The 22400-nt window shown below is 61.3% G+C and carries 21 protein-coding genes; 11 read left to right on the forward strand and 10 right to left on the reverse strand.

Annotation, left to right across the window (positions count from 1 at the left end; translation table 11 throughout):
• Window positions 1-134: 134 nt before the first annotated feature.
• From recG to gntU, 3 genes are all read right to left on the reverse strand, one after another.
• Window positions 135-2204, reverse strand: a complete 2070-nt coding sequence (recG, locus tag I6L41_RS17465; RefSeq protein ID WP_216949978.1) for an ATP-dependent DNA helicase RecG — start codon at window positions 2202-2204, stop codon at window positions 135-137.
• 190 nt (window positions 2205-2394) lie between these two features.
• Window positions 2395-3744 carry a CDP-diacylglycerol--serine O-phosphatidyltransferase gene (pssA, locus tag I6L41_RS17470; protein ID WP_204480656.1) on the reverse strand — a complete coding sequence of 450 codons (1350 nt, stop codon included), beginning with the start codon at window positions 3742-3744 and terminating at the stop codon, window positions 2395-2397.
• Window positions 3745-3894: 150 nt separating this feature from the next.
• Window positions 3895-5235 (reverse strand): gluconate transporter, encoded by a 1341-nt coding sequence (gene gntU, locus I6L41_RS17475; RefSeq protein ID WP_216960331.1) that lies wholly within the window; start codon window positions 5233-5235, stop codon window positions 3895-3897.
• Window positions 5236-5480: 245 nt separating this feature from the next.
• Between gntU and I6L41_RS17480 the strand changes: the two genes are divergently transcribed.
• Genes I6L41_RS17480 through I6L41_RS17490 form a run of 3 tightly spaced genes read left to right on the forward strand, consistent with a single transcriptional unit; the run spans window position 5481 to window position 8434 of the window.
• Complete coding sequence (locus I6L41_RS17480) at window positions 5481-5990, forward strand: gluconokinase (protein ID WP_005340649.1); 510 nt, start codon at window positions 5481-5483, stop codon at window positions 5988-5990.
• Window positions 5987-7783, forward strand: coding sequence for a phosphogluconate dehydratase (gene edd, locus I6L41_RS17485; RefSeq protein ID WP_216960334.1), 1797 nt, complete (start codon window positions 5987-5989; stop codon window positions 7781-7783). The genes I6L41_RS17480 and edd overlap by 4 nt, the downstream gene beginning before the upstream one ends.
• A gap of 9 nt (window positions 7784-7792) precedes the next feature.
• A complete protein-coding gene (locus I6L41_RS17490; RefSeq protein WP_216960336.1) occupies window positions 7793-8434 on the forward strand; it encodes a bifunctional 4-hydroxy-2-oxoglutarate aldolase/2-dehydro-3-deoxy-phosphogluconate aldolase in 642 nt (213 codons plus the stop codon).
• Between the two features lie 84 nt (window positions 8435-8518).
• On the opposite strand, the gene I6L41_RS17495 is transcribed toward I6L41_RS17490, so the two are convergent.
• Window positions 8519-9526 (reverse strand): substrate-binding domain-containing protein, encoded by a 1008-nt coding sequence (locus I6L41_RS17495; protein ID WP_005355407.1) that lies wholly within the window; start codon window positions 9524-9526, stop codon window positions 8519-8521.
• A gap of 89 nt (window positions 9527-9615) precedes the next feature.
• Between I6L41_RS17495 and I6L41_RS17500 the strand changes: the two genes are divergently transcribed.
• Window positions 9616-10266 (forward strand): Qnr family pentapeptide repeat protein, encoded by a 651-nt coding sequence (locus tag I6L41_RS17500; protein WP_216960339.1) that lies wholly within the window; start codon window positions 9616-9618, stop codon window positions 10264-10266.
• A 132-nt stretch (window positions 10267-10398) separates the two neighbouring features.
• Here I6L41_RS17500 and envC read toward each other — a convergent pair whose 3' ends face one another.
• Complete coding sequence (envC, locus tag I6L41_RS17505; RefSeq protein WP_216960342.1) at window positions 10399-11751, reverse strand: murein hydrolase activator EnvC; 1353 nt, start codon at window positions 11749-11751, stop codon at window positions 10399-10401.
• Window positions 11752-11760: 9 nt separating this feature from the next.
• Complete coding sequence (gene gpmM / locus I6L41_RS17510) at window positions 11761-13290, reverse strand: 2,3-bisphosphoglycerate-independent phosphoglycerate mutase (protein ID WP_005356867.1); 1530 nt, start codon at window positions 13288-13290, stop codon at window positions 11761-11763.
• 246 nt (window positions 13291-13536) lie between these two features.
• On the opposite strand from gpmM, the gene I6L41_RS17515 reads away from it, so the two are divergent.
• From I6L41_RS17515 to gpsA, 3 genes are read left to right on the forward strand one after another with little or no spacing between them, the layout of a single operon-like run.
• Window positions 13537-13968 carry a rhodanese-like domain-containing protein gene (locus I6L41_RS17515; protein WP_005340640.1) on the forward strand — a complete coding sequence of 144 codons (432 nt, stop codon included), beginning with the start codon at window positions 13537-13539 and terminating at the stop codon, window positions 13966-13968.
• Between the two features lie 50 nt (window positions 13969-14018).
• A complete protein-coding gene (gene secB / locus I6L41_RS17520; RefSeq protein WP_005340639.1) occupies window positions 14019-14489 on the forward strand; it encodes a protein-export chaperone SecB in 471 nt (156 codons plus the stop codon).
• Window positions 14490-14491: 2 nt separating this feature from the next.
• On the forward strand, window positions 14492-15496 hold the full coding sequence (gene gpsA, locus I6L41_RS17525) for an NAD(P)H-dependent glycerol-3-phosphate dehydrogenase (RefSeq protein ID WP_216960345.1): 1005 nt from the start codon (window positions 14492-14494) through the stop codon (window positions 15494-15496).
• A 69-nt stretch (window positions 15497-15565) separates the two neighbouring features.
• Here gpsA and nfuA read toward each other — a convergent pair whose 3' ends face one another.
• Together nfuA and I6L41_RS17535 are read right to left on the reverse strand one after the other, a co-directional pair.
• Complete coding sequence (gene nfuA, locus I6L41_RS17530; RefSeq protein WP_005340636.1) at window positions 15566-16144, reverse strand: Fe-S biogenesis protein NfuA; 579 nt, start codon at window positions 16142-16144, stop codon at window positions 15566-15568.
• Window positions 16145-16224: 80 nt separating this feature from the next.
• Window positions 16225-16953 (reverse strand): ComF family protein, encoded by a 729-nt coding sequence (locus I6L41_RS17535; protein WP_216960348.1) that lies wholly within the window; start codon window positions 16951-16953, stop codon window positions 16225-16227.
• 38 nt (window positions 16954-16991) lie between these two features.
• On the opposite strand from I6L41_RS17535, the gene bioH reads away from it, so the two are divergent.
• From bioH to I6L41_RS17555, 4 genes are all read left to right on the forward strand, one after another.
• Window positions 16992-17756, forward strand: a complete 765-nt coding sequence (gene bioH / locus I6L41_RS17540; RefSeq protein WP_216960351.1) for a pimeloyl-ACP methyl ester esterase BioH — start codon at window positions 16992-16994, stop codon at window positions 17754-17756.
• A 71-nt stretch (window positions 17757-17827) separates the two neighbouring features.
• Complete coding sequence (locus I6L41_RS17545; protein WP_005342675.1) at window positions 17828-18061, forward strand: flagellar basal body rod C-terminal domain-containing protein; 234 nt, start codon at window positions 17828-17830, stop codon at window positions 18059-18061.
• Window position 18062: 1 nt separating this feature from the next.
• Window positions 18063-18830, forward strand: coding sequence for a putative metalloprotease CJM1_0395 family protein (locus tag I6L41_RS17550; protein WP_216960354.1), 768 nt, complete (start codon window positions 18063-18065; stop codon window positions 18828-18830).
• 85 nt (window positions 18831-18915) lie between these two features.
• Window positions 18916-19194, forward strand: a complete 279-nt coding sequence (locus I6L41_RS17555) for a hypothetical protein (protein ID WP_005355353.1) — start codon at window positions 18916-18918, stop codon at window positions 19192-19194.
• Between the two features lie 70 nt (window positions 19195-19264).
• On the opposite strand, the gene I6L41_RS17560 is transcribed toward I6L41_RS17555, so the two are convergent.
• Both I6L41_RS17560 and greB read right to left on the reverse strand, forming a co-directional pair.
• On the reverse strand, window positions 19265-21574 hold the full coding sequence (locus I6L41_RS17560) for a Tex family protein (RefSeq protein WP_216960357.1): 2310 nt from the start codon (window positions 21572-21574) through the stop codon (window positions 19265-19267).
• A gap of 201 nt (window positions 21575-21775) precedes the next feature.
• Window positions 21776-22249, reverse strand: a complete 474-nt coding sequence (greB, locus tag I6L41_RS17565) for a transcription elongation factor GreB (RefSeq protein ID WP_005355349.1) — start codon at window positions 22247-22249, stop codon at window positions 21776-21778.
• Window positions 22250-22400: the final 151 nt, after the last annotated feature.

Genomic DNA, 22400 nt, shown 5'->3' on the forward strand with positions numbered 1-22400 from the left:
CCTCCTGTTTTGGGATCTGTTGTCAGGCGTTTGAGTAGTGGTCTCGCAGACCGAGCCAGCGCCGTATCAAGGGTTCGACATGACTCGGATGCCTATCCATAAGGAGATGTGCCCATCTTCTGCATTTACTTCGATCAGGCATTGGAATAGTGATCCCGTAAGCCGAGCCAACGGCGAATCAAGGGTTCGACATGGCTTGGGTGCCTATCCATGAGGAAGCGCGCCATTTTTTGCACCTGTGGAATAAGCGGCTGATCCCGCACCAGATCGGCGATCTTGAGATCGGCCAGACCGGTCTGGCGGGTGCCGAGCAGTTCCCCCGGGCCGCGCAGTTCCAGATCGCGCTGGGCGATGAGGAAGCCGTCGTTGGTCTCCCGCAGCACCCCGAGCCGGCTCTGGGCCGTCTTGGACAAGGGGGCATGATAGAGCAGCACGCAGTGAGAGGCCACCGCCCCCCGGCCAACCCGGCCGCGCAGCTGGTGCAACTGCGCCAGCCCGAGACGTTCTGGGTTCTCGATGATCATCAGGCTGGCGTTGGGCACATCCACCCCCACCTCGATGACGGTGGTGGCGACCAGCAGTTGCAGTATGCCTGCCTTGAACTCCTCCATCACCCGCTGTTTCTCCACCGGCCGCATCCGGCCGTGCACCAGCCCGATATGCAGACCGGGCAACAGGTTCTGCAGCTCGGCGGCGGTATCCTCGGCAGCCTGGCACTCCAGCACCTCCGACTCCTCGATCAGGGTGCATACCCAGTAGGCCTGCTTGCCCTCGGTGCAAGCGAGCTTGACCCGCTCGATCACATCGCCGCGTCGGCTGTCGGGCAGCGCTACCGTGGTGATGGGGGTGCGGCCCGGCGGCAGCTCGTCGATGACCGAGGTGTCGAGGTCGGCATATGCGGTCATTGCCAGAGTGCGGGGGATGGGGGTGGCGGTCATGATGAGTTGATGAGGATGTACCCCTTCCCGCTCCCCTTTCTCGCGCAGGGCGAGGCGCTGATGCACCCCGAATCTGTGCTGTTCATCGATGATGACCAGCGCCAGACGCTGGAACACCACCTGCTCCTGAAAGATGGCATGGGTGCCCACCACCATCTTGACGCTGCCATCTTTGATCGCGGCCAGCGCCTCCTCCCGCGCCTTGCCTTTCTGCTTGCCCGCCAGCCAGCCGACTCCGATGTCGAGCGGCTCCAGCCACTTGGCAAAGTTGATGGCGTGCTGTTCCGCCAGCAGCTCGGTCGGCGCCATCAAGCCCACCTGACAGCCGTTGCCGATGGCCTGCAGGGCGGCCATCGCCGCGACCAGGGTCTTGCCGGAGCCCACATCCCCCTGCACCAGCCGCATCATGGGGTGGCTCTGTTGCAGATCCTTGCTTATCTCCGCTACTACCCTACTCTGGGCGCCGGTGGGTTTGAACGGCAGAGCGCCGAGCAGCTGTTCAACCAGCTCGGGCGCCGGTTTGAGGGCGCGGGCCAGCTGGGTTTGTGCCTGAGCACGCACCTTGAGTACCGAGAGGTTGTGAGCCAGCAGCTCCTCCAGCACCAGTCGCTGCTGGGCCGGATGCTGGCCGCTTTCCAGTAGCGGCAGCGCCACCGAGGGAGGCGGGCGGTGCAGCAATTTCAGGGCGGCGGCCAGCTCAATCTGATGGGGATAGAGGCCAGCGGGCAGCAACTCCTCGACGCCGTAGAGGTCGAGCTGGGCCAGCGCCTGATCGGTGAGGTTGCGCAGGGTGAGCTGGCGCAGCCCTTCGGTGGTCGGGTAGACGGGGGTGAGCGCCTCTTCGGTCTGGCCTGCCTGCTCCTCGCCGAGCAGCTTGTACTCGGGGTGAGCCATCTCCAGCCCGTATTTGCCGGGGCGCACCTCGCCAAAACAGCGGATCAGGCGGCCCGCCGCCAGACTGTTTTTCTGGGCGGCGGTGAAGTTGAAGAAGCGCAGGGTGAGGGTGCCGGTACCGTCGCTGATGCGACAGACCATCATGCGGCGGCGCCCCATCACCAGCTGAGTGTCCTGGATTTCGCCCTCGACGGCGCCGTGCAGGCCGGGCGGCAGATCGCCGATGGGCCACACCTGGGTGCGGTCCTCGTAGCGCAGGGGGAGGTGGAACAGCAGATCCTGTACCGTGGCCAGCCCCAGCCGCTCGAGCTTCTCCAGCATCTTGCTGCCGACACCCTTGAGGCTATCGAGAGGAATTTTATCCAATTTCATCAATTAGATGCCCGAAAACACTGTAAATATGTCCAGATGATAGGGGTTGTTGAGGGGCCGATGCAAGCCGAGTTGCTGCTGGCAGGGCCGCCAAGGCGGGGGAAACGGCCGATATAACAAAGGCCTGCCGAAAACGGGAGGCCTTTGTGTGGTTGCCAACAGGCAAGGTGCGGGCGCATGGCGCCCAAGGTCAGATGATGCGTTTGAGCAGCAAATGGGCCTTGACCCGATGGATCCGTCCCAGCAGCTTGCGCACCTGTTCCGGGTAGTCCTGGATCTGCTCCACCTGATCGAAGTGACTGATCCGCTTGGTGTTGGTCAGGATGTTCTCCCGCTCCGCGTTGAACTGGGGACGCAGCAGGTGGCGACGATCGTGTACCAGCAGGCCATTCTCCAGATCCAGCGCCCAGGCGCGGGGGTTGAGGTTGTTGCCGGTGAGCAGGGCCCACTCGTCATCCACGAAGATCCCCTTGAGATGGTAGGAGTTGCGCTCGCAACACCAGAGCATCAGGTTGAGGCGGCCGTCGTCGATGTGACGCTGGTTACGCTCGGCAAACTTGCGCAGGTTGGTCTCGTAGAGATAGGGCAGGCCACCGATGGTGGAGAACTTCTCTTCCGGCGGAATGAAGAAGTCGTTGGCGGTCTTGTCGCCCACTACGATGGTGACTTTGCAACCGCGCTGCAGCAGATCCTCGATATCCTTGCTCAACTCCTTGGGGGGGTTGAAGTAAGGGGTGCAGATGAAGATCTCCCGCTCGGTGGCGCGCACCAGATTGCGGATCATCAGGTTGAGCTGATTGTTGCGCTTGCCCAGACCCACCATGGGGGTGACGGCCACTTCCTGAGTGTTGACCGGCATGGTGCTGAAGCGGTACTGGCTCTGACGCAGGTTCTGCTTGAAGCGGCGGATCGGCCCCTTCAGCTGTTTGGCGCTGGGGATATCGCTGTGATCCAGTCGCTGCACCGCGTCGCTCTTCACGAACAGGTCGTCCACATAGTTGACCATGCTGCGGGCCAGCTCCGGGCTGGTGATCTGGTGATAGCGATCGAAGCGGTATCGATCCTGCTGATGCAGGTAGATGTCGTTGAGGCTGGCGCCGGAGTAGAGCACCACATCATCAAAGATGAAGCCCTTGAGGTGGAGCACGCCGAGCAGCTCGCGCCCTTTGACCGGCACACCGTAGATTTCGATCTGCTGCTCGTAGCGGGCAGCCATGGCCTGATACATCAGGTGGTTGCCGCCCTGTTTGCCTTTGCCGATCAGGCCGCGCTGGGCACGGTGGAAGTCGACGAACACCTTGATGTCGAGGGCCGGATTGCGCTGCTTGGCGGCGTAGAGGGCGGAGAGGATCTCCCGGCCGGCTTCGTCATCCTGCAGATAGAGCGCGACCAGATAGATGCGCCGGGTGGCACTGGCGATAAGCGCAAGAATGCGGCGTTTGAAATCCTGGGCGCTATAGAGCACTTCAAACTGATCCGCTGCGACGGCGATCTGGGGCAGGCGCGCCAGCAGTTGTCGATAATGGGCCGATGAATGCATAGATAAACCTGAAATCACGGGGTTAAGCGTTCCACTCGGAGCGATGAATAGGCGATTCTAGCAATCTCGCCCTCTCAGCCAAAGAAAGAATCATCAGAAAGATGAAAAAGGCCTCACGAGTGAGGCCTTTTTGTCAGCATTTTGCCCTTGTCAGAGGAAGCTGTAGATGATCATCGCCATCACGCCGCCGGTGGTGCCGATGATGGTTTCCATCACGGTCCAGGTCTGCAGGGTCTGCTTCTCGGTCAGGCCGAGGTAGCGGTTCGCCAGCCAGAAACCGGAGTCGTTGACGTGGGAGAGCACGATGGCACCGCCGCCGATGGCGATGGTGACGGCAGCCAGCTGGGCACCGCTCAGGCCGAGGGGTTCCAGCATCGGCAGCACCAGACCGCAGGCGGTCAGCATGGCGACGGTGGCGGAACCCTGAATCACCCGTACCGCAGCGGCCAGAATGAAGGCCAGCGCGACGATGGGCAGACCGGAGTCGGCCAGCATGTTGCCAAGCGCGGCACCCACGCCGGAATCAACCAGTACCTGTTTGAACACGCCACCGGCACCGGTCACCAGAATGATGACACCTGCCGGCTGGATGGCGCTGTTGCAGACGCTCATCACCTCGTCACGGGACATGCCGCGGCGAATACCCAGCAGATAGAAGGCGGCCAGACAGGCGACCATGATGGCGGTGAAGGGGTGACCGATGAACTCCAGCCAGTTGTGCAGAGTGGAGCCCGCCTCGACGAAGCGACCGACGATGGTCTTGAGGCCGATCAGCAGCAGCGGCAGACCGATGAGGCCCATGGCCAGCACGAAGGAGGGCAGGGATTTGCTGTCATCGTGGACGCTGTTCTGGGCATCGGCAGGCAGCGGTACATCGACGATCTTGCTGATGAAGTCACCGAACAGCGGGCCAGCCAGGATCAGCGCCGGTACGGCGGCGATCAGGCCGAACAGGATCATGTAACCGAAGTCGGCACCCAGCTGGGATGCCACCAGGATCGGGCCCGGCGCCGGAATAAGGAACGCCTGGCAGGTGGCGATACCCGCCAGCAGGGCGATACCGATCTTCACTACGCTGCCGCCGCCACGACGGACGATGGCGAAGGCGACGCCGATCAGCAGCACCACGGCCACGTCAAAGAAGAGCGGCAGGGCGCAGACAAAGCCGGTCAGGGCCATGGCCCAGTTGGCGCGCTTGACGCCAAACTTGCCGAGCAGGGTGTGAGCCACCCGGTCGAGAGCACCGGTCACTTCCATCACCTTGCCGAACATGGCGCCCAGCGCCACCACTACCGCGACGAAACCGAGGGTGCCACCCATCCCTTTCTGGATGGTGTTGGCTATGTCGGCCGGGTTCATGCCAGCGGCGAGACCCGCCACCATGGAGACCAGGATCAGGGCTACCACGGCGTGGAGCCGGGCCTTCATCACCAGGAAGAGCAGCAGCACAATCGAGCCGGCGGCTGTCATGATCAGGGAGAGGTCAGACATTGTTATGCGTTCCTTTTTCCAAGTTCAGTCGTGACACCTTGCCGATCCGTCGGCAAACCATATCTTTATGATTTATTTAGATTTATGGCAAGGGCTCAACATCATATGCCCAGGTGACTATGGGTTTGCTCAGTCTGTGGCAGACTTCACATTTTCAATCGTTACCGGTAACATGTTACCGGTAACGTGTTAGATTAGAACCCATCAACAGCTGGTTTTTTGAAAAGTGGGACAGAGGTCAAATTATGGCGGGTAAGTGCATTATCGTGATGGGTGTGTGTGGTAGCGGCAAATCCAGCGTGGGTCTGAAAGTGGCCGAAGCGCTGGGCGCCAAGTTCATCGATGGTGATGACTTGCACCCCAAGGCCAACATCCAGAAGATGGCTGGCGGCAACCCCCTCAACGATGAGGATCGTGCCCCCTGGCTGGAGCGGATCCGCGACGCCGCCTACAGTCTCGAGCAGAAGAACGAGACCGGCATCATTGTCTGTTCCGCCCTCAAAAAGAAGTACCGCGACCAGATCCGCGAAGGCAACGAGTCGGTCAGCTTCATCTTCCTCGATGGCAGCCAGCCGCTGATCCTCGAGCGGATGCGTGCCCGCAAGGGCCACTTCATGCGTGAAAGCATGGTACAAAGTCAGTTCGATACTCTGGAGCGCCCGGATGGCGAAGCCGGTGTATTCCACATTGATATAGACGGCACCTTCGAACAGGTGGTTGACCGCGCCGTCACAGCATTGGAGCAAGCCCAATGATTCATCAGGTAATTTCCGACGTCACCGCCCGCATCCGTGAGCGCAGTGTCGCCCGTCGTCAGGCATTTCTGGCCCGCATCCAGCGTCAGGCAGAGCAGGGTAAGACCCGCGCCGCGCTGGCCTGTGGCAACCTGGCTCACGCCGTGGCCGCCTGCAGCAGTGACGAGAAGGGTCGCATTCTCGATATGACCCGCGCCAACGTCGGCATCGTCACCGCCTACAACGACATGCTGAGCGCCCATCAGCCCTATCATGGCTATCCGGATCAGATCAAGGCAGTGCTGGCCGAACTGGGCCACAGTGCTCAGGTTGCCGGTGGCGTTCCCGCCATGTGCGACGGCGTGACTCAGGGTCAGCCGGGGATGGACATGTCCCTCTTCTCCCGCGACCTGATCGCCCAAGCAACCGCGCTGTCGCTCTCTCACAACACCTTTGATGCGACCCTGCTGCTCGGTATCTGCGACAAGATAGCTCCGGGTCAGATCATGGGGGCCCTCTCCCACGCTCACCTGCCGACTGCATTTGTTCCTGCTGGCCCCATGGCGAGCGGCATCAGCAATGACGAGAAGGTGAAGGTGCGTCAGAAGTACGCTGCCGGTGAAGTGGGTCGCGATGCCCTGCTGGAGATGGAGTGCAGCGCCTACCACGCGGCAGGCACCTGCACCTTCTACGGCACCGCCAACACCAACCAGCTGGTATTCGAGGCTATGGGCCTGATGCTGCCGGGCTCCGCCTTTGTGCACCCGCATAGCGAGTTGCGCCGCGCCCTGACCGCCGAAGCGGCCCGCCGCATCAGCGCCATGATCCCGGGTTCCCCGGCCTATCGCCCGTTGAGCGAGGTGCTGGATGAGCGCTCGCTGGTCAACGGTCTGGTGGCCCTGCTCGCCTCCGGCGGCAGCACCAACCACAGCATCCACATGGTGGCACTGGCCCGCGCGGCCGGTCTGGTACTGACCTGGGATGACATCAGCGATCTATCCGACGTGGTGCCGCTGCTGGTTCGCATGTACCCGAACGGCCCGGCCGACGTCAACGCCTTCGAACAGGCAGGCGGCGTGCCCGGCCTGATGCGCCGTCTGGCGCAAGAGGGGCTGATCCACATGGACGCTACTCCGGTCTTTGGCGAGATGCAGGATTACCTCAGCCGTCCGGCACTGGTCGATGGCCAGCTGGTATGGCAGCCGGTGGGCGAGAGCGGCGATGCGAGCGTGTTGTCGCCTTCCGGCAGCGTATTCCAGGCCACCGGCGGTACCAAGTTGCTGGCGGGCAATCTGGGCCGCGCCGTGGTCAAGGTCTCCGCCGTGGCTCCCGAGTATCGGGTGATTGAAGCCCCGGCGCGGGTTTTCTCCTCCCAGCATGCGGTGGAAGCGGCCTACAAGGCGGGCGATCTCAATCAGGATGCCGTGATCGTGGTGCGCCACAATGGTCCGGCCGCCAACGGCATGCCGGAGCTGCACAAGCTGATGCCGGTGCTCGGCAACCTGCAGAAGGCTGGTTACAAGGTGGCGCTGGTCACCGATGGCCGCCTCTCCGGTGCCTCCGGCAAGATCCCGGCCGCCATCCATGTCACTCCGGAAGCGCTGCACGGCGGGGCCATCGGCCTGCTTGCTGACGGCGACCTGCTGCGGGTTGACGCGGTAAACGGCAGCCTCGACTGTCTGACCGATTTGAGTGGCCGTACCCAGGCCGAGATTGACCTCACTCTGGAACAAGAGGGGTGGGGCCGTGAACTGTTCAGCGTGATGCGTCGCGCGGTATCGAGCGCCGAGTGTGGCGCTACCATCTTTGACTAAGGAAGAGCTATGCAGAACTGGAAAGTGACCCCGGCCGAGGTGTTTGCCGCCTCCCCGCTGGTACCCGTGATGGTTATCAACGAGCTGGATCAGGCCCTGCCGATGGCCAAGGCGCTGCTCGACGGCGGCATCTCTGTCTTCGAAATCACCTTGCGCACCCCGGTGGCGCTCGATGCCATCGCCCTCATCGCCAAGGCGATGCCGGATGCCATGGTCGGTGCCGGTACCGTGCTCAACTGCGAGCAGTTTGACGCAGCCGTTGCCGCCGGTGCCCGCTTCGTCATCTCCCCGGGGATGACGCCGGCCCTGCTGGCTCACGCAGCCAACAGCACCGCGCCGCTGATCCCGGGCGTTGCTACTCCGTCTGAAGTGATGCAGGCGCTGGAAGCAGGCTATGACCATCTGAAGTTCTTCCCGGCCGAAGCGAACGGCGGTACCAAGGCACTCTCCGCCATTGCCGCCCCACTGCCCCGGGTGAAGTTCTGCCCCACCGGTGGTATCGGCCCGAAAAACGTGGCCGACTATCTGGCGCTCAAGTGCGTCGCCACCGTCGGCGGCTCCTGGATGCTGCCGGCCGATGCGGTCAAGAGCGGCAACTGGGAAGAGGTGACTCGCCTTTCCCGCGAAGCGGTTGAGCTGGTTAAACGCTAAGCGTCAGTTGTGCAGAAAACCAAACAGGCCACCCTCGGGTGGCCTGTTTGCTATCAGCGTGACTTAAGTGGGTGAGGGAAGGGATTACCCCAGACTCTCCCCGACATAGAGGGAGAAGCCGATATCCTTGCGGGTGTCGGGTTGGGATTGGCCGTTGAGACGCGCCAGCAGCATGGTGGCCGCCTCCCGACCGATCGCTTCCCGCGGGGTGGCGATACTGGCCAGCTTGGGGGTCATGGCGTGGCCGATGTCGAGAGCGTTGCAACCGGCGATGGCGATCTGCTGGGGCACCGGGATCCACTTGGCTTGACACTGCAGCAGGGCGCCCACCGCCAGGTCATCGTTGGTGCAGAACAGGCCGTCGAGGTCGGGATAGCGCACCAGCGCCTGATCCAGCAGCTCGCCCCCCAGAGTGAAGCTGGAGGATTGTTCGGTCAGCAGATGCTGGCCGGTGAGGCCGAAGTCGGTCATCGCCTGATAGTAACCCTCCATCCGCAGCTGGGTACGCACGTCGAGCCGCGCCCCCAGATAGACCACCTTGCGTCGGCCCCGGTGCAGCATCTCTGTTACCATGGCCCGGGCCGCGGCTCTATGATCCATGCCGACCACCATGTCGATGGGGGTTTGCGGCAGATCCATGGTCTCCACCACCGGGATGCCGGCGGTGGCGATCATCTTGCGGGTGCGCTCTGTGTGCTGGCTGTCGGAGAGGATGAGGCCATCCACATGGTAGGAGAGCAGGGACGCGACCTGCTCCTCCTCCCGCTCCGGGCTGTAGCCGTAGTGGGCCAGCAGGGTCTGGTAACCGGCCGGTCGGGTCACCGACTCGATGCCGTGGATTACCGCCGAGAAGACCTGGTTGGAGAGGGAGGGGATCAGGATGCCGATCGCCTTGCTGGTCGCGTTGGAGAGAATGTCCGGCGCCCGATTGGGGATATAACCCAGCTCTTCCACCACAGCCGCGATCCGCTCGCGGGTCCCCTCCGCTACGGTCTGCGGGTCGCGCAGATAGCGGCTGACAGTCATCTTGGTCACGCCGGTCTGGTCGGCGATATCTTGCAGGGTGGGGCGGCGCTTGCGGGTGGGGCTCATAGGGGTGTCCAGCGTGGATGTTACATGTAACATTACCGTTTTTGGCGGATAAAGTCAGCATATGAAGCCGTTTTTGCAGGAGTTTTCCGATGATCAGAGGCAAGCAGTTCGTGGATGTCCGGTTCGAGCAACAGGATGTGGAGGGGGAGCAGTTCTCGGAGTGCCGCTTTATCGGCTGCAACTTCTCCTGGCTGGATTTGAGCGATAGTCGCTTCATCGACTGCAGCTTCTACGATCGGGAAAGTGAACGGGGCTGCCTGTTGCAGGGTTGTGATCTGCGCGAGACCAGCTTCCTGTGCTGCGATCTCACCATGGCCGATTGCAGCCGCAGCCAGTGTCTGGGGCTGGAGATGCGCGACTGTCAGGCGGTCGGTATCAACTTCAGCCATGCCAGCTTCGCCAACCAGATCACCGCCAAAAGCTACTTCTGCGAGGCCCATCTGACCGGCAACAACTTCAGCTACGCCAGCTTCGAGGGCTGCCTGCTGGAGAAGTGCGAGCTGACTGGCAACCGTTGGCAGGGGGCCAACCTGTTTGGTGCCTCGCTGGCGGGTTCCGATCTCAGCGGCTCCGAGTTTGGCCAGATTGACTGGACCAGCTTCAAGCTGCAGGGCTGCGATCTGCGCCAGTGCGATCTGCCGGGGCTGGATCTGCGCCGGGTCGATCTGCAGGGAGTACAGATCAACGAGGATCAGCAGCAGACCTTACTGGAGCAGATCGGTCTGGTTGTCTTCCCCTGAGCCGAGCGAAAAAATAGGTAATTTTTCATCAAATGGGGCCGACAGTGGGGAGGGCGCTCTTGAAACGACAAAAGCCTGCGTGAGGCAGGCTTTTGCTAGTGAGCGTGTGACGCGTTTGTCGGCCGGGTTAACTCAACCCTTGGCCAGCCATTTGGTCGGGTTGATCGCCTCGCCCTGATAGCGAATTTCGAAGTAGAGGCCAGGTCTGTCCTGACCGCCACTGTCACCGACCAGTGCCACCGGTTCACCCTGTTCCACATTCTGGCCAACCTGACGCAGCAGCGACTGATTGTGACCGTAGAGGCTCATATAGCCTTTGCCGTGGTCGATCACCAGCAGCATACCGAAGCCGTCGAGCCAGTCGGCGTAGACCACTTGTCCCGGCGCAACCGCCTTGACCTGGGTCCCTTCGCTGGCGCCGATCAGGGTGCCTTTCCACTTGAGCTGGGCGGTGCGCGGTGAACCGTAGGAGATGAGGATCGGCCCCTGTACCGGCCAGCGCAGGCTGCCATTGGTTTTGAGACCGCTGTAGTGACCGGCACTGCTGATGCCCGAGCCGCGCTCCGGTTTGCTGCTGGCCACCTCTTCGGCAGGTTCTGCCGGTTTGACGGTTTTATTCTGCTGGGCGGCGAGTCGTTGTTGCTCGGCGCGGCGCTGTTCGGCCAGCTTGCGCTGACGCTCCTGCTCCGCTTTCAGCTTGGCCAGCCGTTCCCGCTCGGCCCGTTCACGGCGCTCCTGCTCTTCCCGCTTGCGACGCAGCTCTTCCAGCCGGGCTTTCAGCGCTTTCTCCGCCTTGACCAGCTTGGTGAGCTTCTGCTCGTCATCCTGTACCGACTGCTGCAACTGGTTGCGCACCTTGGCCCGGCTCTGCTGGCTGGCCAGCAGGGTCTGGTGATGCTCCTGCTGTTCGGCAAGCAGGGTCTGCAGTCTGGTCTCGGTCTCTTTGGTTGCCTGCTGGTTTTTCGCCAGCTTGTCGCGGGTGGCGCGCAGGGCGTCGATGGCCTCGATGCGGGCCTTGTTGAGGTAGTCGTAGTAGTCGAGGGAGCGGCTCAGTTTGGCCGGATCCTGCTGATTGAGCAGCAGTTTGAGGTAGTCGTGGTTGCCCGCTTGAAAGGCGCTTTCCGCCTGCTTGGCCAGCAACTGCTTTTGATGTTTGGCTTGAACTTCCAGCGCCAGCTTGTCTTTTTGCAGGGTCGCCAGCGTCTGCTGGTTCTGCTTCAACTGCTGCTTGGTCTGGTTGAGTTTAGCGGCGGCGGCCGAGATGGCCTGCTCGTCAGCCTTGAGCTGGGTATTGAGCTTGGCAAGCTCCTGCTTGCTGAGCTTGATGGTCTGCTGTTGTTCCTTGATCTGGGACTGCATGGTCCCCAGCTGCTGATTGGCGGCCAAAGCCGGTTTGCTGGCGCCAAACGACAGGCAAAAAAACAGCGCGCCGGCCAACAGGCCGACGCGACTGGTTTTCTGTGAAATAACTTCGCATCCCCGCATGGGGAAGGATTATTTCAGAATCATCAGGGGCTTGCCAGTCATTTCCGGCGGCACCGGCAGGCCCATCAGGGTCAGCATGGTGGGGGCCAGATCGGACAGTTTGCCACCTTCAACCACCTCGGCTTTGCGACCGAAATAGATGAGCGGAACCGGCAGATTGGTGTGGGCGGTGTGGGCCTGACCAGTCTCTTCGTCCAGCATCTTCTCGGCGTTACCGTGGTCGGCAGTGATCAGGCACTCGCCACCTACTTCGGCCAGGGCGTCGGTCACGCGACCGATGCAGTGGTCAACGGCTTCACACGCTTTGACGGCGGCATCGAATACACCGGTGTGACCAACCATGTCGCCATTCGGGTAGTTACAGATGATGACGTCGTACTTGCCGCTCTTGATGGCCGCAACCAGCTTGTCGGTCAGCTCTTCGGAGCTCATCTCCGGCTGCAGGTCATAGGTCGCCACTTTCGGGCTGGCCACGATCTCGCGATCTTCGCCGGTGAAGCAGGACTCTTCGCCACCGTTGAAGAAGAAGGTGACGTGAGCGTATTTCTCGGTTTCGGAGATGCGCAGCTGGGTCTTGCCCTGCTTGGCCAGCCACTCACCCAGGGTGTTGACCAGAGCGGTCGGCGGGTAGGCACAGGCAGTTTTGATGTCGGCCGCGTATTCGGTCAGCATCACGAAGTTCAGCTTAGGCTCGACTGCACGAGCGAAGCCGGTGAAGTCGGTGTCAACGAAGGCGCGGGTGATTTCACGGGCGCGGTCGGCACGGAAGTTCATGAAAATCAGCGCATCGCCATCTTCCATCGGTGCAGCTTCGCCGATGCGGGTCGCTTTGACGAACTCGTCGTTCTCGTCGCGGGCATAAGCGGCAGCCAGTGCTTCGGTGGCGCTCTCGGCGGTGAACTCGCCCTTGCCCTGGGTCATCAGGTCATAGGCTTGCTGCACGCGATCCCATCGGTTGTCACGGTCCATGGCGAAGTAACGGCCGATCATGGAGGCGAAACGACCCTTGCCCAGCTTGGCGAACAGGGCGTCGAACAGCTCGATGGAGGACTGGGCGGAGCGCGGCGGAACGTCGCGGCCATCCAGGAAGGCGTGCAGGTAGATCTTCTCGGCGCCACGCTTGGCGGCCATTTCGATCATGCCCATGATGTGCTCTTCGTGGCTGTGTACGCCACCCGGGGACATCAGGCCCATGATGTGAACTGCTTTGCCGTTGGTCACGGCAGCGTCAACAGCCTTGGCCAGCTCGACGTTCTGGAAGAATTCGCCATCCTGGATGTCTTTGGAGATGCGGGTCAGCTCCTGATAGACGATGCGACCGGCACCGATGTTGACGTGGCCCACTTCGGAGTTGCCCATCTGGCCATCCGGCAGACCGACGTCCAGACCGGAGCCGGAGATCAGGGTGCTGGTGTAGTCACGGGCCAGACGATCGAGGTTGGGAGTCTTGGCGGCAGCGACGGCGTTGTGCTCTTGCTTGGTGCTGTAGCCCCAACCGTCCATGATGACCAGAACCAAAGGTTTCTTAGCTGTTGACATAAGACTATGTCCTCTCGGATTGGAAAAAATGCGGGAAATGAAACTAGCGTAATATTACTACATCTGCCGAAATAGTCACCTGATAGCCAAGGGGCGCTCCCGCGGCCCCGCAAGCCATGCCCTTCCTGCCATGCTCGCAGCCCAATGATGATGGGAGCCTGCTCGCGCTTTGCCGCCAAGATGGCTGATCTTATCAATACCCCCATGTATACTCGGGCCCTTGTCTTGGTCCCTGGATAGTAGAAGATGCAAGAGTATTTGGATTTTGCGGCCCGCAACCCGCTGCTGACCGCAGCCTGGTTGGGTCTGGCTGGCACCCTGGTTTACACCACTGTGCGTGCCCGTTTGTCTCCGGTAAAAACCGTCAACAATCACACCGCGACCCTGCTGATCAACCGCGAGAATGCCACCGTGGTGGATATTCGCAGTCAGGAAGAGTACGCCAAGGGCCATCTGGCCGGTGCCCAGCACCTGCCGCTGACCCAGATCCAGAGCAATAATCTGGGCCCGGTTGAAAAGCATAAAGATGCCCCCATCATAGTGGTGTGCGAGTCGGGAATGACTGCGGGCGGCGCGGGCCGTCAGCTGAGCAAAGCTGGCTTCAAGCAGGTTTATGTGCTCGGCGGTGGCATGGCCCAATGGCGTGCAGAAAATCTGCCGGTAACCAAGAAACGCTGATTTAAGCAGGGCCTGAGCCCACTTATCCATATAACAAGGAATCAAACGAAATGGCTGACGAGATCAACAACCAGGAAGTACAACCGGAATTCCACATCCAGCGTGTTTACACCAAGGATGTCTCTTTCGAAGCGCCGAACACCCCGCACATCTTCCAGAAAGAGTGGCAGCCGGACGTCAAGCTGGATATGGATACCAAGACCAACATCCTGGCTGAGAACGTGTACGAGGTTGTCCTGACCCTGACCGTAACTTGCAAACTGGAAACCGAAACCGCCTTCCTGTGCGAAGTACAGCAAGCCGGTATCTTCACCATCGGTAACCTGCCGGAGCCGCAACTGGCTCACTGCCTGGCTGCCTTCTGCCCGAACATCCTGTTCCCGTATGCCCGCGAAGCCGTGGCCAACATGGTGAGCAAGGGTTCCTTCCCGCAGTTGAACCTGGCACCGGTCAACTTCGATGCCCTGTTTGCCCAGCACATGGCGCAAGCACAGGCCCAGCAGGCGACTGCGGAAGCCTGATAATGGCTGACCAGATCGCTATCTCGGTCTTGGGGGCGGGGTCTTATGGCTCCGCCCTTGCCATTTCTCTGGCGCGCAATGGTCATCCGACCCTGCTGTGGGGTCACGACCCCGCTCATGTCGCCGAGCTGGAACAAGACCGCTGCAACAAGGCATTTTTGCCTGATGTCCCTTTTCCTGCCGATTTGCAGCTGACTGCGGATCTGCAACGTGCGGTACAAGCTGCCCCCGTGCTGCTGCTGGTCGTGCCAAGCCATGTATTTGGTGATGTACTGACCCGGATCAACCCCTTCTTGCGCCCCGATACCCGTATCGCCTGGGCCACCAAGGGTCTGGAGCCGGACAGTGGCCGTCTGCTGCAGGATGTGGCCCGCGAAGTGCTGGGTGACGAGATACCGTTGGCGGTCATCTCCGGTCCCACCTTTGCCAAGGAGTTGGCTGCCGGTCTGCCGACCGCCATCTCGGTCGCCTCGACTCACGACGAGTTTGCCGACGATCTCTCCCACCTGCTGCACTGTGGCCGCTCATTCCGGGTCTATACCAATCCGGACTTCGTCGGTCTGCAGCTGGGCGGGGCGGTGAAGAACGTCATCGCCATCGGTGCCGGTCTTTCCGACGGGCTAGGGTTTGGCGCCAATGCCAGAACCGCGCTCATCACCCGGGGTTTGGTGGAGATGCAGCGTCTGGGTGCGGCGCTGGGTGCCGATGCCAAAACCTTTATGGGGATGGCGGGGCTCGGGGATCTGGTGCTCACCTGTACCGACAACCAGTCGCGCAACCGTCGCTTCGGGCTGGCCCTCGGGGCAGGCAAGGATGTGAACACCGCCATGACCGAGATCGGTCAGGTGGTGGAGGGGTATCGCAACACCAAAGAGGTGCATCTGCTGGCGGCCCGCTGCGGCGTCGAGATGCCCATCTGTGAGCAGATCTTCAAGGTGCTCTACGAGGGTAAGAACCCGAAAGAGGCGGCCATCGCCCTGCTGTCGCGAGACAAGAAGGACGAGTAATCTGCCGATTGCCCATGCAAAAGGCCCCGCCAGATGGCGGGGCCTTTTCTTTGCTGCAAGGGCTGCAAATCAGTAGTAAGAGTGGTCGCCGCGCTGGTGCTCGGTGGCGTCTTTCACGCCGTTGAGTTCGCCCGGGAACTTCTCCAGCAGCTGCTTCTCGATCCCCTCTTTCAGGGTGTAATCGACCATGGAGCAACCGTTGCAACCGCCGCCAAACTGCAGGATGGCCAGTTTGTCTTCAGTCAGCTCTACCAGGGTGACCTTGCCACCGTGACCGGCCAGCATGGGGTTCACTTCGGACATCAACACGTACTCGATGCGCTCGATCAGCGGCGCGTCGTCGGCCACTTTACGCATCTTGGCGTTCGGTGCTTTCAGGGTGAGCTGGGAGCCCATCTGATCGGTCACGAAGTCGATGGTGGCATCCACCAGGAAGGGGGCGCTCAGGGGATCGACCATGCAGTCGAAGCCGCTGAAGGGCAGGTGTTGATCTTCCGGGTCCACGGCATCGGGCGGGCAATACGATACGCCACACTCGGCATTCTGGGTTCCCGGATTGACCACAAACACCCGGATATTGGTGCCATCAGGCTGTTTTTCCAGCAGTTTACGGAAATGGGCCTGGGCGGCGTCGGAAATGCTGATCATCACTATCCTCATAAACCTGAGTGTACGACTAGGGTATTCATGATAACGCGGTTATTAATGCTTGGGTAGCATGCTGATGGCTACTTGCTGTGCCGCAGGGTACGACAGATTGCCCATACTTCTACCTTTGTGATGCCGCTCTCATGGAGCAAACGGCTGAGCTGCCCAGCGGTGGCGCCTGTGGTCACGACGTCATCGAGCAGGGCGACATGGCGATAGTGGTGGGGGCGGATCCGGAATGCCCCGCGCAGATTGCGCCGCCGCTGCCCGGCGCTCAGGGTTGTTTGTTGCGGGGTCGCCTTGATGCGCTGCAACAGGGTGTTGTCGCAGGGAATGTCGGTGAACTCGCCAAGGGCTTGCGCGATCTCCTCCGCCTGGTTGAACCCACGTCGCCACTGCCGCCACCAGTGCAGGGGAACCGGAATGATCGCCTCCGGCGGCTCGCGGCCATCCAGATGATCGGCCAAGAGGCGTGCCAGTAGCGGCGCCAGCAGGATCTGGCCGGAATATTTGAGCCGGGGGATCAGCATGGGGTAGGGAGCCTGGTAGTCGCCGATCACCTGCAACCGCTCCCAGGGGGGAGGTCTGCGTTGGCAGCGGCCGCAGACCGGTATGCTCTCTTCTATATAGTCAGCCAGCGGTGCGGCGCAGAGGTGGCATCTCGGCTGTGACTGGTGCAGCGCCTGCCGACACCAGCTGCAGAGCAGGGGAGCGTTGTCGCAAGGCTGATGGCAGAGCAGGCAACTCCCTTGCCAGTCACCGTGGCTGCCGAGCAGCGGGCTTGCTTTAGCGAGCAGTCGCTTTAACATGCTGACCCCAAGAGCATGAACAGGGATCTTGAGTCTAGATGAGCATATCGGTAGAGCAGTTTGGCCAGGGGCCCGATCTGGTGCTGTTGCACGGGTGGGGGATGAACGGTGCGGTTTGGCATGGTGTTGCCCAACAGTTGTCGTCCCACTATCGGGTTCATCTGGTGGATTTGCCCGGCTTTGGCAACAGCCCGCTGGCAGACGAGGTGGATTACAGCCTGCCCTGGCTTGCCGAGCAGGTGGCCGCCATCTTGCCGCAGAAGTGCCATCTGCTTGGCTGGTCGCTCGGCGGTCTGGTGGCAAGCCAGTTGGCGCTGACGCATCCCGATCGGCTGCACTCTCTGATCACCGTGGCCAGCTCCCCCTGTTTCATGGCCCGTGATGAGTGGCCGGGGATCGCCCCCAAGGTACTGACCGGCTTCAACCAGATGTTGGCGGGGGATTTTCGCCAGACCATAGAGCGCTTTCTGGCGATCCAGGCGATGGGCAGCGAACATGCCCGGGACGATATCCGTCAGTTGCGCCACTGGCTGGCCGAGCGGCCGGCGCCCGAGTTTGCCGCACTCGAGGCTGGACTGACGCTGTTGGCCGAGATTGATCTGCGCGAACCGCTGCAGGTGCTCGATCTGCCCTGGTTGCGGATCTATGGCCGACTGGATTCATTGGTGCCCAAGGCGGCCATTCCCCTGCTGGATGATCTCTACCCTGCCAGCCGCAGCGTGACTCTCAATAAGGCCTCACACGCACCTTTTATCTCCCACCCTGACGAATTCATTGAAATCGTTCGAGATTTTGTTGGCTAAAAAACAGCCTGCAAGCTTCATTAATCCTCTGGTCTGGCGGATAATTAAGCTGTGACCAGAGGAGTAACACCATGCGTATTGATTCTGCTTTCAACAGCGGGGTACAGGGATTTCAGCGAGCCGAACAGATTGCCGACAAGGCATCCAATCAGATCGCCCGCCTCAATACCCCCAGCGGGGATCAGGTGCAAGTGACCGATGAGCTTGTCAATCTCAAGGTGGCCGAGCAGCAGGCTGGCGCTTCCGCCAAGGTAGTGCAGACCGCCAGCGAGATGATGGGAACCCTGATCGACATCCGGGTGTGAGATGAACATCAATGTCAGTCTGCCTCCCCTTATCCCGACACAGCTGCAACCCCAGGTGGAAGCGGCGAGGACGGATAATCGCCGGGCAGAACTGATCCCTCAGGCCCGAGCGGGCCAAGCTTCCGTTGCCGAATCTGAAGTCGGCTCCCAGAAAGAGAAATCCAAAGCCGCTCAGGCCTCCAGCAATCAGACCTCCCAGAACAGCCGTGAAACCGGGCAATTAGCCCCGACGACACTGCCAGATAATCGCTTTGTCGAGGCCACCGGTGAGGATGGGCAGCGCAAGCAGCAAGATCCCAAACAGCAGGAGCAGCAACAGCGGCAAGAGCAGCAGGTTCAGGATCTTGTCGAGCGTGACAAGGAGGTGCGCACTCACGAGCAGGCGCACCAGTCTGCGGGTGGAGAGTACGCCAGCTCGCCCACCTATCAGTTTACGCAAGGGCCGGATGGCAAGCGTTATGCGACGGGTGGCGAAGTCCAGATCGATACCAGTGTCGTACCCGGTGACCCTGCCGCTACCATCGCCAAGATGCAGCAGATCCGCTCTGCAGCGCAGGCGCCTGCCGAGCCTTCTGCGCAGGATTTGGCCGTCGCGCGCAGCGCCGCCGCCAGTGAAGCCAAGGCGCGCAAAGAGCTGATGGCCGAGCAGAGCGCAAAATCGGGCGGCGTGCTGAGTGCCTATATGGACAAGCGCAACAGCGTCATCGCGGGCCACTATCAACAGGCTGTCAGCCCGGCCTCGACCCAGTCCCTCAGTCTGCATATCTGAATCACTCTCGCCAAACTTTCAGCTGCTTTGCCTGTTTTGCAACTAACCTGAAGATCAGGCCCATTCCAATTTCACAGGAGCTGTCATGCATTTCGATGAAGTCAAAGCGGAAGATTTCACCACCTTCTCCCGTGTACCGCCCCCCCACCTGCAGATGGAGCAGTTTCTGATGCAGCTCGGGGGAGGGGGAACTGAAGGAACCAGTTTCAAGAAGAAAGTGATGCTGGCGGCTGGCTGGAGCCACACCGGCGTCGTCTCTTACGGTAAGTATCCGCAAGAGGCCTGCAAGGCATTCAACCGACTGCGGGAGGTGCTGGCCCAGCATGGAGAGCCCGAGAGTATTCTTGCTGCCCTGACGCAGTGATCTCGAGCTTCGCGTGTAAAAAAGCCCCTTGCGGGGCTTTTTGCATTCAGAAGTGTTCTGGAAGGTGTCGTTACTTTTTCGCTTTGGAGAGCGCTGCCGCGAAGGCGTTGCCCATGGCACCACCCATAGGGGGGCTTTGGCGCGGCTCATTTCTTGGTTTGGTGTTGCCAGCACTGCTGTTGCGCGCTTCAGCCGGCTTGCGGGCAGCTTGTCCCGCTTTCTCGTCGAGACGCATGGTCAGGCTGATCCGCTTGCGCGGGGCGTCCACCTCCAGCACCTTGACCCGCACAATGTCGCCGGCCTTGACCACCTCACGGGGATCCTTGACGAAACGGTCGGTCAGGGAGGAGATGTGCACCAGCCCGTCCTGATGAACACCGATATCGACGAAGGCGCCGAAGTTGGTGACGTTGGTGACCACCCCTTCCAGCACCATCTCGGGCACTAGGTCGCTGATCTGCTCCACCCCTTCCTTGAAGGTCGCGGTTTTGAACTCGGGGCGCGGGTCGCGGCCCGGCTTGTCCAGCTCGCCGATGATGTCGGTGACGGTAGGTACGCCAAATTGCTCATCGGTGTAATCGGCCGGTTTCAGGCTGCGCAGCAGGCTGCTGTTGCCGAGCAGGCTCTCCACGGTCTGCTCCAGCTTGGCGAGTATCCGCTCCACCACCGGATAGGACTCCGGGTGTACCGCCGAGCTGTCGAGGGGATTGCTGCCGCCGCGAATGCGCAGGAAGCCGGCGCACTGTTCGAAGGCTTTTGGGCCGAGTCGGCTCACTTTCAGCAATTGCTGACGGCTCTTGAATGCGCCGTGCTCATCCCGGTAGGCGACGATGTTCTGGGCCAGCGTCTGGGAGAGGCCGGAAACCCGGTTGAGCAGGGCGACCGAGGCGGTATTCACATCCACACCGACCGCGTTCACGCAATCCTCGACCACGGCATCCAGCCGGCGGGCCAGCTGGCTCTGGCCGACGTCGTGCTGATACTGGCCCACCCCGATACTCTTGGGATCGATCTTGACCAGCTCGGCCAGCGGGTCTTGCAGGCGGCGGGCGATGGAGACGGCGCCACGGATCGAGACGTCGAGATCCGGGAACTCCTGAGAGGCAAGCTCGGAGGCGGAGTAGACAGAGGCCCCCGCTTCGCTCACCACTATCTTCTGCGCCTTGGCGGCGGGGTAGCGCTCGAACAGGTCGCTGACCAGCCGGTCGGTCTCCCGCGAAGCGGTACCGTTGCCGATGCTGATGAGCTCGACCTTGTGTTTCTGGCACAGCTCGCTCAGGGTCTTGAGGCTCTGATCAATCTGGCGTTTTGGTTCGAACGGATAGATGGTGGCGTGATCGACCAGTTTGCCGGTGGCATCCACCACGGCAACCTTGACCCCGGTGCGGATGCCCGGATCCAGCCCCATGGTGCAGCGCATGCCCGCTGGGGCCGCCATCAGCAGATCCTTGAGGTTCATGGCGAACACCTTGATCGCCTCCTCCTCTGCCGACTCGCGGATGCGACCGATCAGCTCGGTCTCCATTTGAAGCGACAACTTGATCTTCCAGGTCCAGCTCACTACCCCCTGCAGCCATTTGTCGGCCGGGCGGTTCTGCAGATTGAGCTTGAGGTGGTGGGCAATGATCCCTTCGCAGGGGCTGGCACTCTCGTCGTCACCGGTGACCAGCGCCAGATTGAGGATCCCCTCATTGCGGCCGCGCAGCATGGCCAGCACCCGGTGGGAGGGGGCCTTGTGCAGGGGTTCGTCGTGTTCGAAATAGTCCTTGAACTTGGCCCCTTCCTGCTCCTTGCCTGCCACCACGCGGGCGCGCAGGGTGGCATTTTGCCACAGGTAGTCGCGCAGCTTCTCCAGCAGGTCGGCCTGCTCGGCGAAGCGCTCCATCAGAATATAGCGGGCGCCGTCGAGGGCAGCCTTGCTGTCGGCAATGCCCTGTTCGGGATTGAGGAAGGTGGCTGCAGCTTGCTCGGGATCCTGCATCGGGTCGCTGAGCAGCAGGTTGGCCAGCGGCTCCAACCCGGCTTCGATCGCCATCTGCCCCTTGGTGCGGCGTTTGGGCTTGTAGGGGAGGTAGAGATCTTCCAGCCGGGTCTTGCTGTCGGCACCATTCAATTCGCGCATCAGCTCGGGGGTCAGCTTGCCCTGCTCTTCGATGGAGCGAATGATCACCTGACGGCGATCTTCCAGTTCACGCAGATAGCCGAGGCGGCTCTCTAGGGTGCGCAACTGGCTATCGTCCAGACCGCCGGTCACCTCTTTACGGTAACGGGCGATAAAGGGCACGGTCGAGCCTTCATCCAGCAGGCGCACTGCGGCCTGCACCTGCTCCGGGCGAGCATTGAGCTCACCGGCAATCTGTCTCTCTATGGTTTGCATCATGATGTTGTTGAGGGCCTCTGTGGTCGAGTCCGCGCCATCAGGCGCCAAGTGTGAGCACTATATGGGGTCGTGTTGCGGGATGCCACCCTGCGCCGGGGTCTGCACCCGTCAGACTGATAAGTCGCAGGGGAGAGCGCATATCTTGCCATTGCACCTGTGACTCAGGATGTGCCTGTGGCAAGCAGCTCACCAGTAGTCCGGCTATTTGGGGTAGCTGATCTCGTTGATATACCAGCAGACGTCACCAACTGGCGTACGGACGATGGCTTCATCACCGACCTCTTTCTTGAGCAGGGCGCGGGCCATGGGGGAGTCGATGGAGATGTAATCCTTGCGCTCGAAGATCTCGTCATAGCCGACGATGCGAAAGCGCTTGGTCTCGCCCTCTTCGTTTTCCACCTCGACCCAGGCGCCGAAGAAGACCTTGCCCTCCTGCGCGGGGGCATAGTCGACGATCCCCAGCTCTTCGAGGCATTTGCGCAGGTAGCGCACCCGCCGGTCGATCTCCCGCAGCCGCTTCTTGTTGTACTGGTAGTCGGCATTTTCGCTGCGATCCCCCAGACTGGCGGCCCATGCCACCTTCCTGGTGACCTCGGGGCGCTCCTGGCGCCAGAGGAAATCGAGCTCTTCTTTCAGCTTGTTGTAGCCTTCGCGGGTGATCAGCTTTGTCTTCATGGTGATGCGGACCTGTCAAAGAGGGGTATTCATCGCTAACTGCTCGGGAATATTAGCTTTTGTCCTTTTGCTGTCGAGGGAAATCGTGATGGCTCGGCTGGCGCCATTCAGGGAGTCGCTGGCCAGCGCAGTGACTTGATGGCCGTCACGC

Origin of the sequence: Aeromonas sp. FDAARGOS 1411, from assembly GCF_019047125.1 — a bacterium.
Taxonomy (GTDB): domain Bacteria; phylum Pseudomonadota; class Gammaproteobacteria; order Enterobacterales; family Aeromonadaceae; genus Aeromonas; species Aeromonas veronii.

Bases quoted from the DNA above. Each gene is read 5' to 3' on its own strand.
- edd (WP_216960334.1), top strand. From the start codon at position 5,987: ATGATTCATCAGGTAATTTCCGACGTCACCGCCCGCATCCGTGAGCGC.
- I6L41_RS17545 (WP_005342675.1), top strand. From the start codon at position 17,828: ATGCGTATTGATTCTGCTTTCAACAGCGGGGTACAGGGATTTCAGCGA.
- I6L41_RS17490 (WP_216960336.1), top strand. From the start codon at position 7,793: ATGCAGAACTGGAAAGTGACCCCGGCCGAGGTGTTTGCCGCCTCCCCG.
- nfuA (WP_005340636.1), bottom strand. From the start codon at position 16,144: ATGATCAGCATTTCCGACGCCGCCCAGGCCCATTTCCGTAAACTGCTG.
- gpsA (WP_216960345.1), top strand. From the start codon at position 14,492: ATGGCTGACCAGATCGCTATCTCGGTCTTGGGGGCGGGGTCTTATGGC.
- pssA (WP_204480656.1), bottom strand. From the start codon at position 3,744: ATGCATTCATCGGCCCATTATCGACAACTGCTGGCGCGCCTGCCCCAG.
- I6L41_RS17550 (WP_216960354.1), top strand. From the start codon at position 18,063: ATGAACATCAATGTCAGTCTGCCTCCCCTTATCCCGACACAGCTGCAA.
- I6L41_RS17535 (WP_216960348.1), bottom strand. From the start codon at position 16,953: ATGTTAAAGCGACTGCTCGCTAAAGCAAGCCCGCTGCTCGGCAGCCAC.
- I6L41_RS17515 (WP_005340640.1), top strand. From the start codon at position 13,537: ATGCAAGAGTATTTGGATTTTGCGGCCCGCAACCCGCTGCTGACCGCA.
- recG (WP_216949978.1), bottom strand. From the start codon at position 2,204: ATGAAATTGGATAAAATTCCTCTCGATAGCCTCAAGGGTGTCGGCAGC.
- envC (WP_216960342.1), bottom strand. From the start codon at position 11,751: ATGCGGGGATGCGAAGTTATTTCACAGAAAACCAGTCGCGTCGGCCTG.
- gpmM (WP_005356867.1), bottom strand. From the start codon at position 13,290: ATGTCAACAGCTAAGAAACCTTTGGTTCTGGTCATCATGGACGGTTGG.
- bioH (WP_216960351.1), top strand. From the start codon at position 16,992: ATGAGCATATCGGTAGAGCAGTTTGGCCAGGGGCCCGATCTGGTGCTG.
- I6L41_RS17480 (WP_005340649.1), top strand. From the start codon at position 5,481: ATGGCGGGTAAGTGCATTATCGTGATGGGTGTGTGTGGTAGCGGCAAA.
- I6L41_RS17500 (WP_216960339.1), top strand. From the start codon at position 9,616: ATGATCAGAGGCAAGCAGTTCGTGGATGTCCGGTTCGAGCAACAGGAT.
- I6L41_RS17560 (WP_216960357.1), bottom strand. From the start codon at position 21,574: ATGATGCAAACCATAGAGAGACAGATTGCCGGTGAGCTCAATGCTCGC.
- I6L41_RS17495 (WP_005355407.1), bottom strand. From the start codon at position 9,526: ATGAGCCCCACCCGCAAGCGCCGCCCCACCCTGCAAGATATCGCCGAC.
- I6L41_RS17555 (WP_005355353.1), top strand. From the start codon at position 18,916: ATGCATTTCGATGAAGTCAAAGCGGAAGATTTCACCACCTTCTCCCGT.
- gntU (WP_216960331.1), bottom strand. From the start codon at position 5,235: ATGTCTGACCTCTCCCTGATCATGACAGCCGCCGGCTCGATTGTGCTG.
- secB (WP_005340639.1), top strand. From the start codon at position 14,019: ATGGCTGACGAGATCAACAACCAGGAAGTACAACCGGAATTCCACATC.
- greB (WP_005355349.1), bottom strand. From the start codon at position 22,249: ATGAAGACAAAGCTGATCACCCGCGAAGGCTACAACAAGCTGAAAGAA.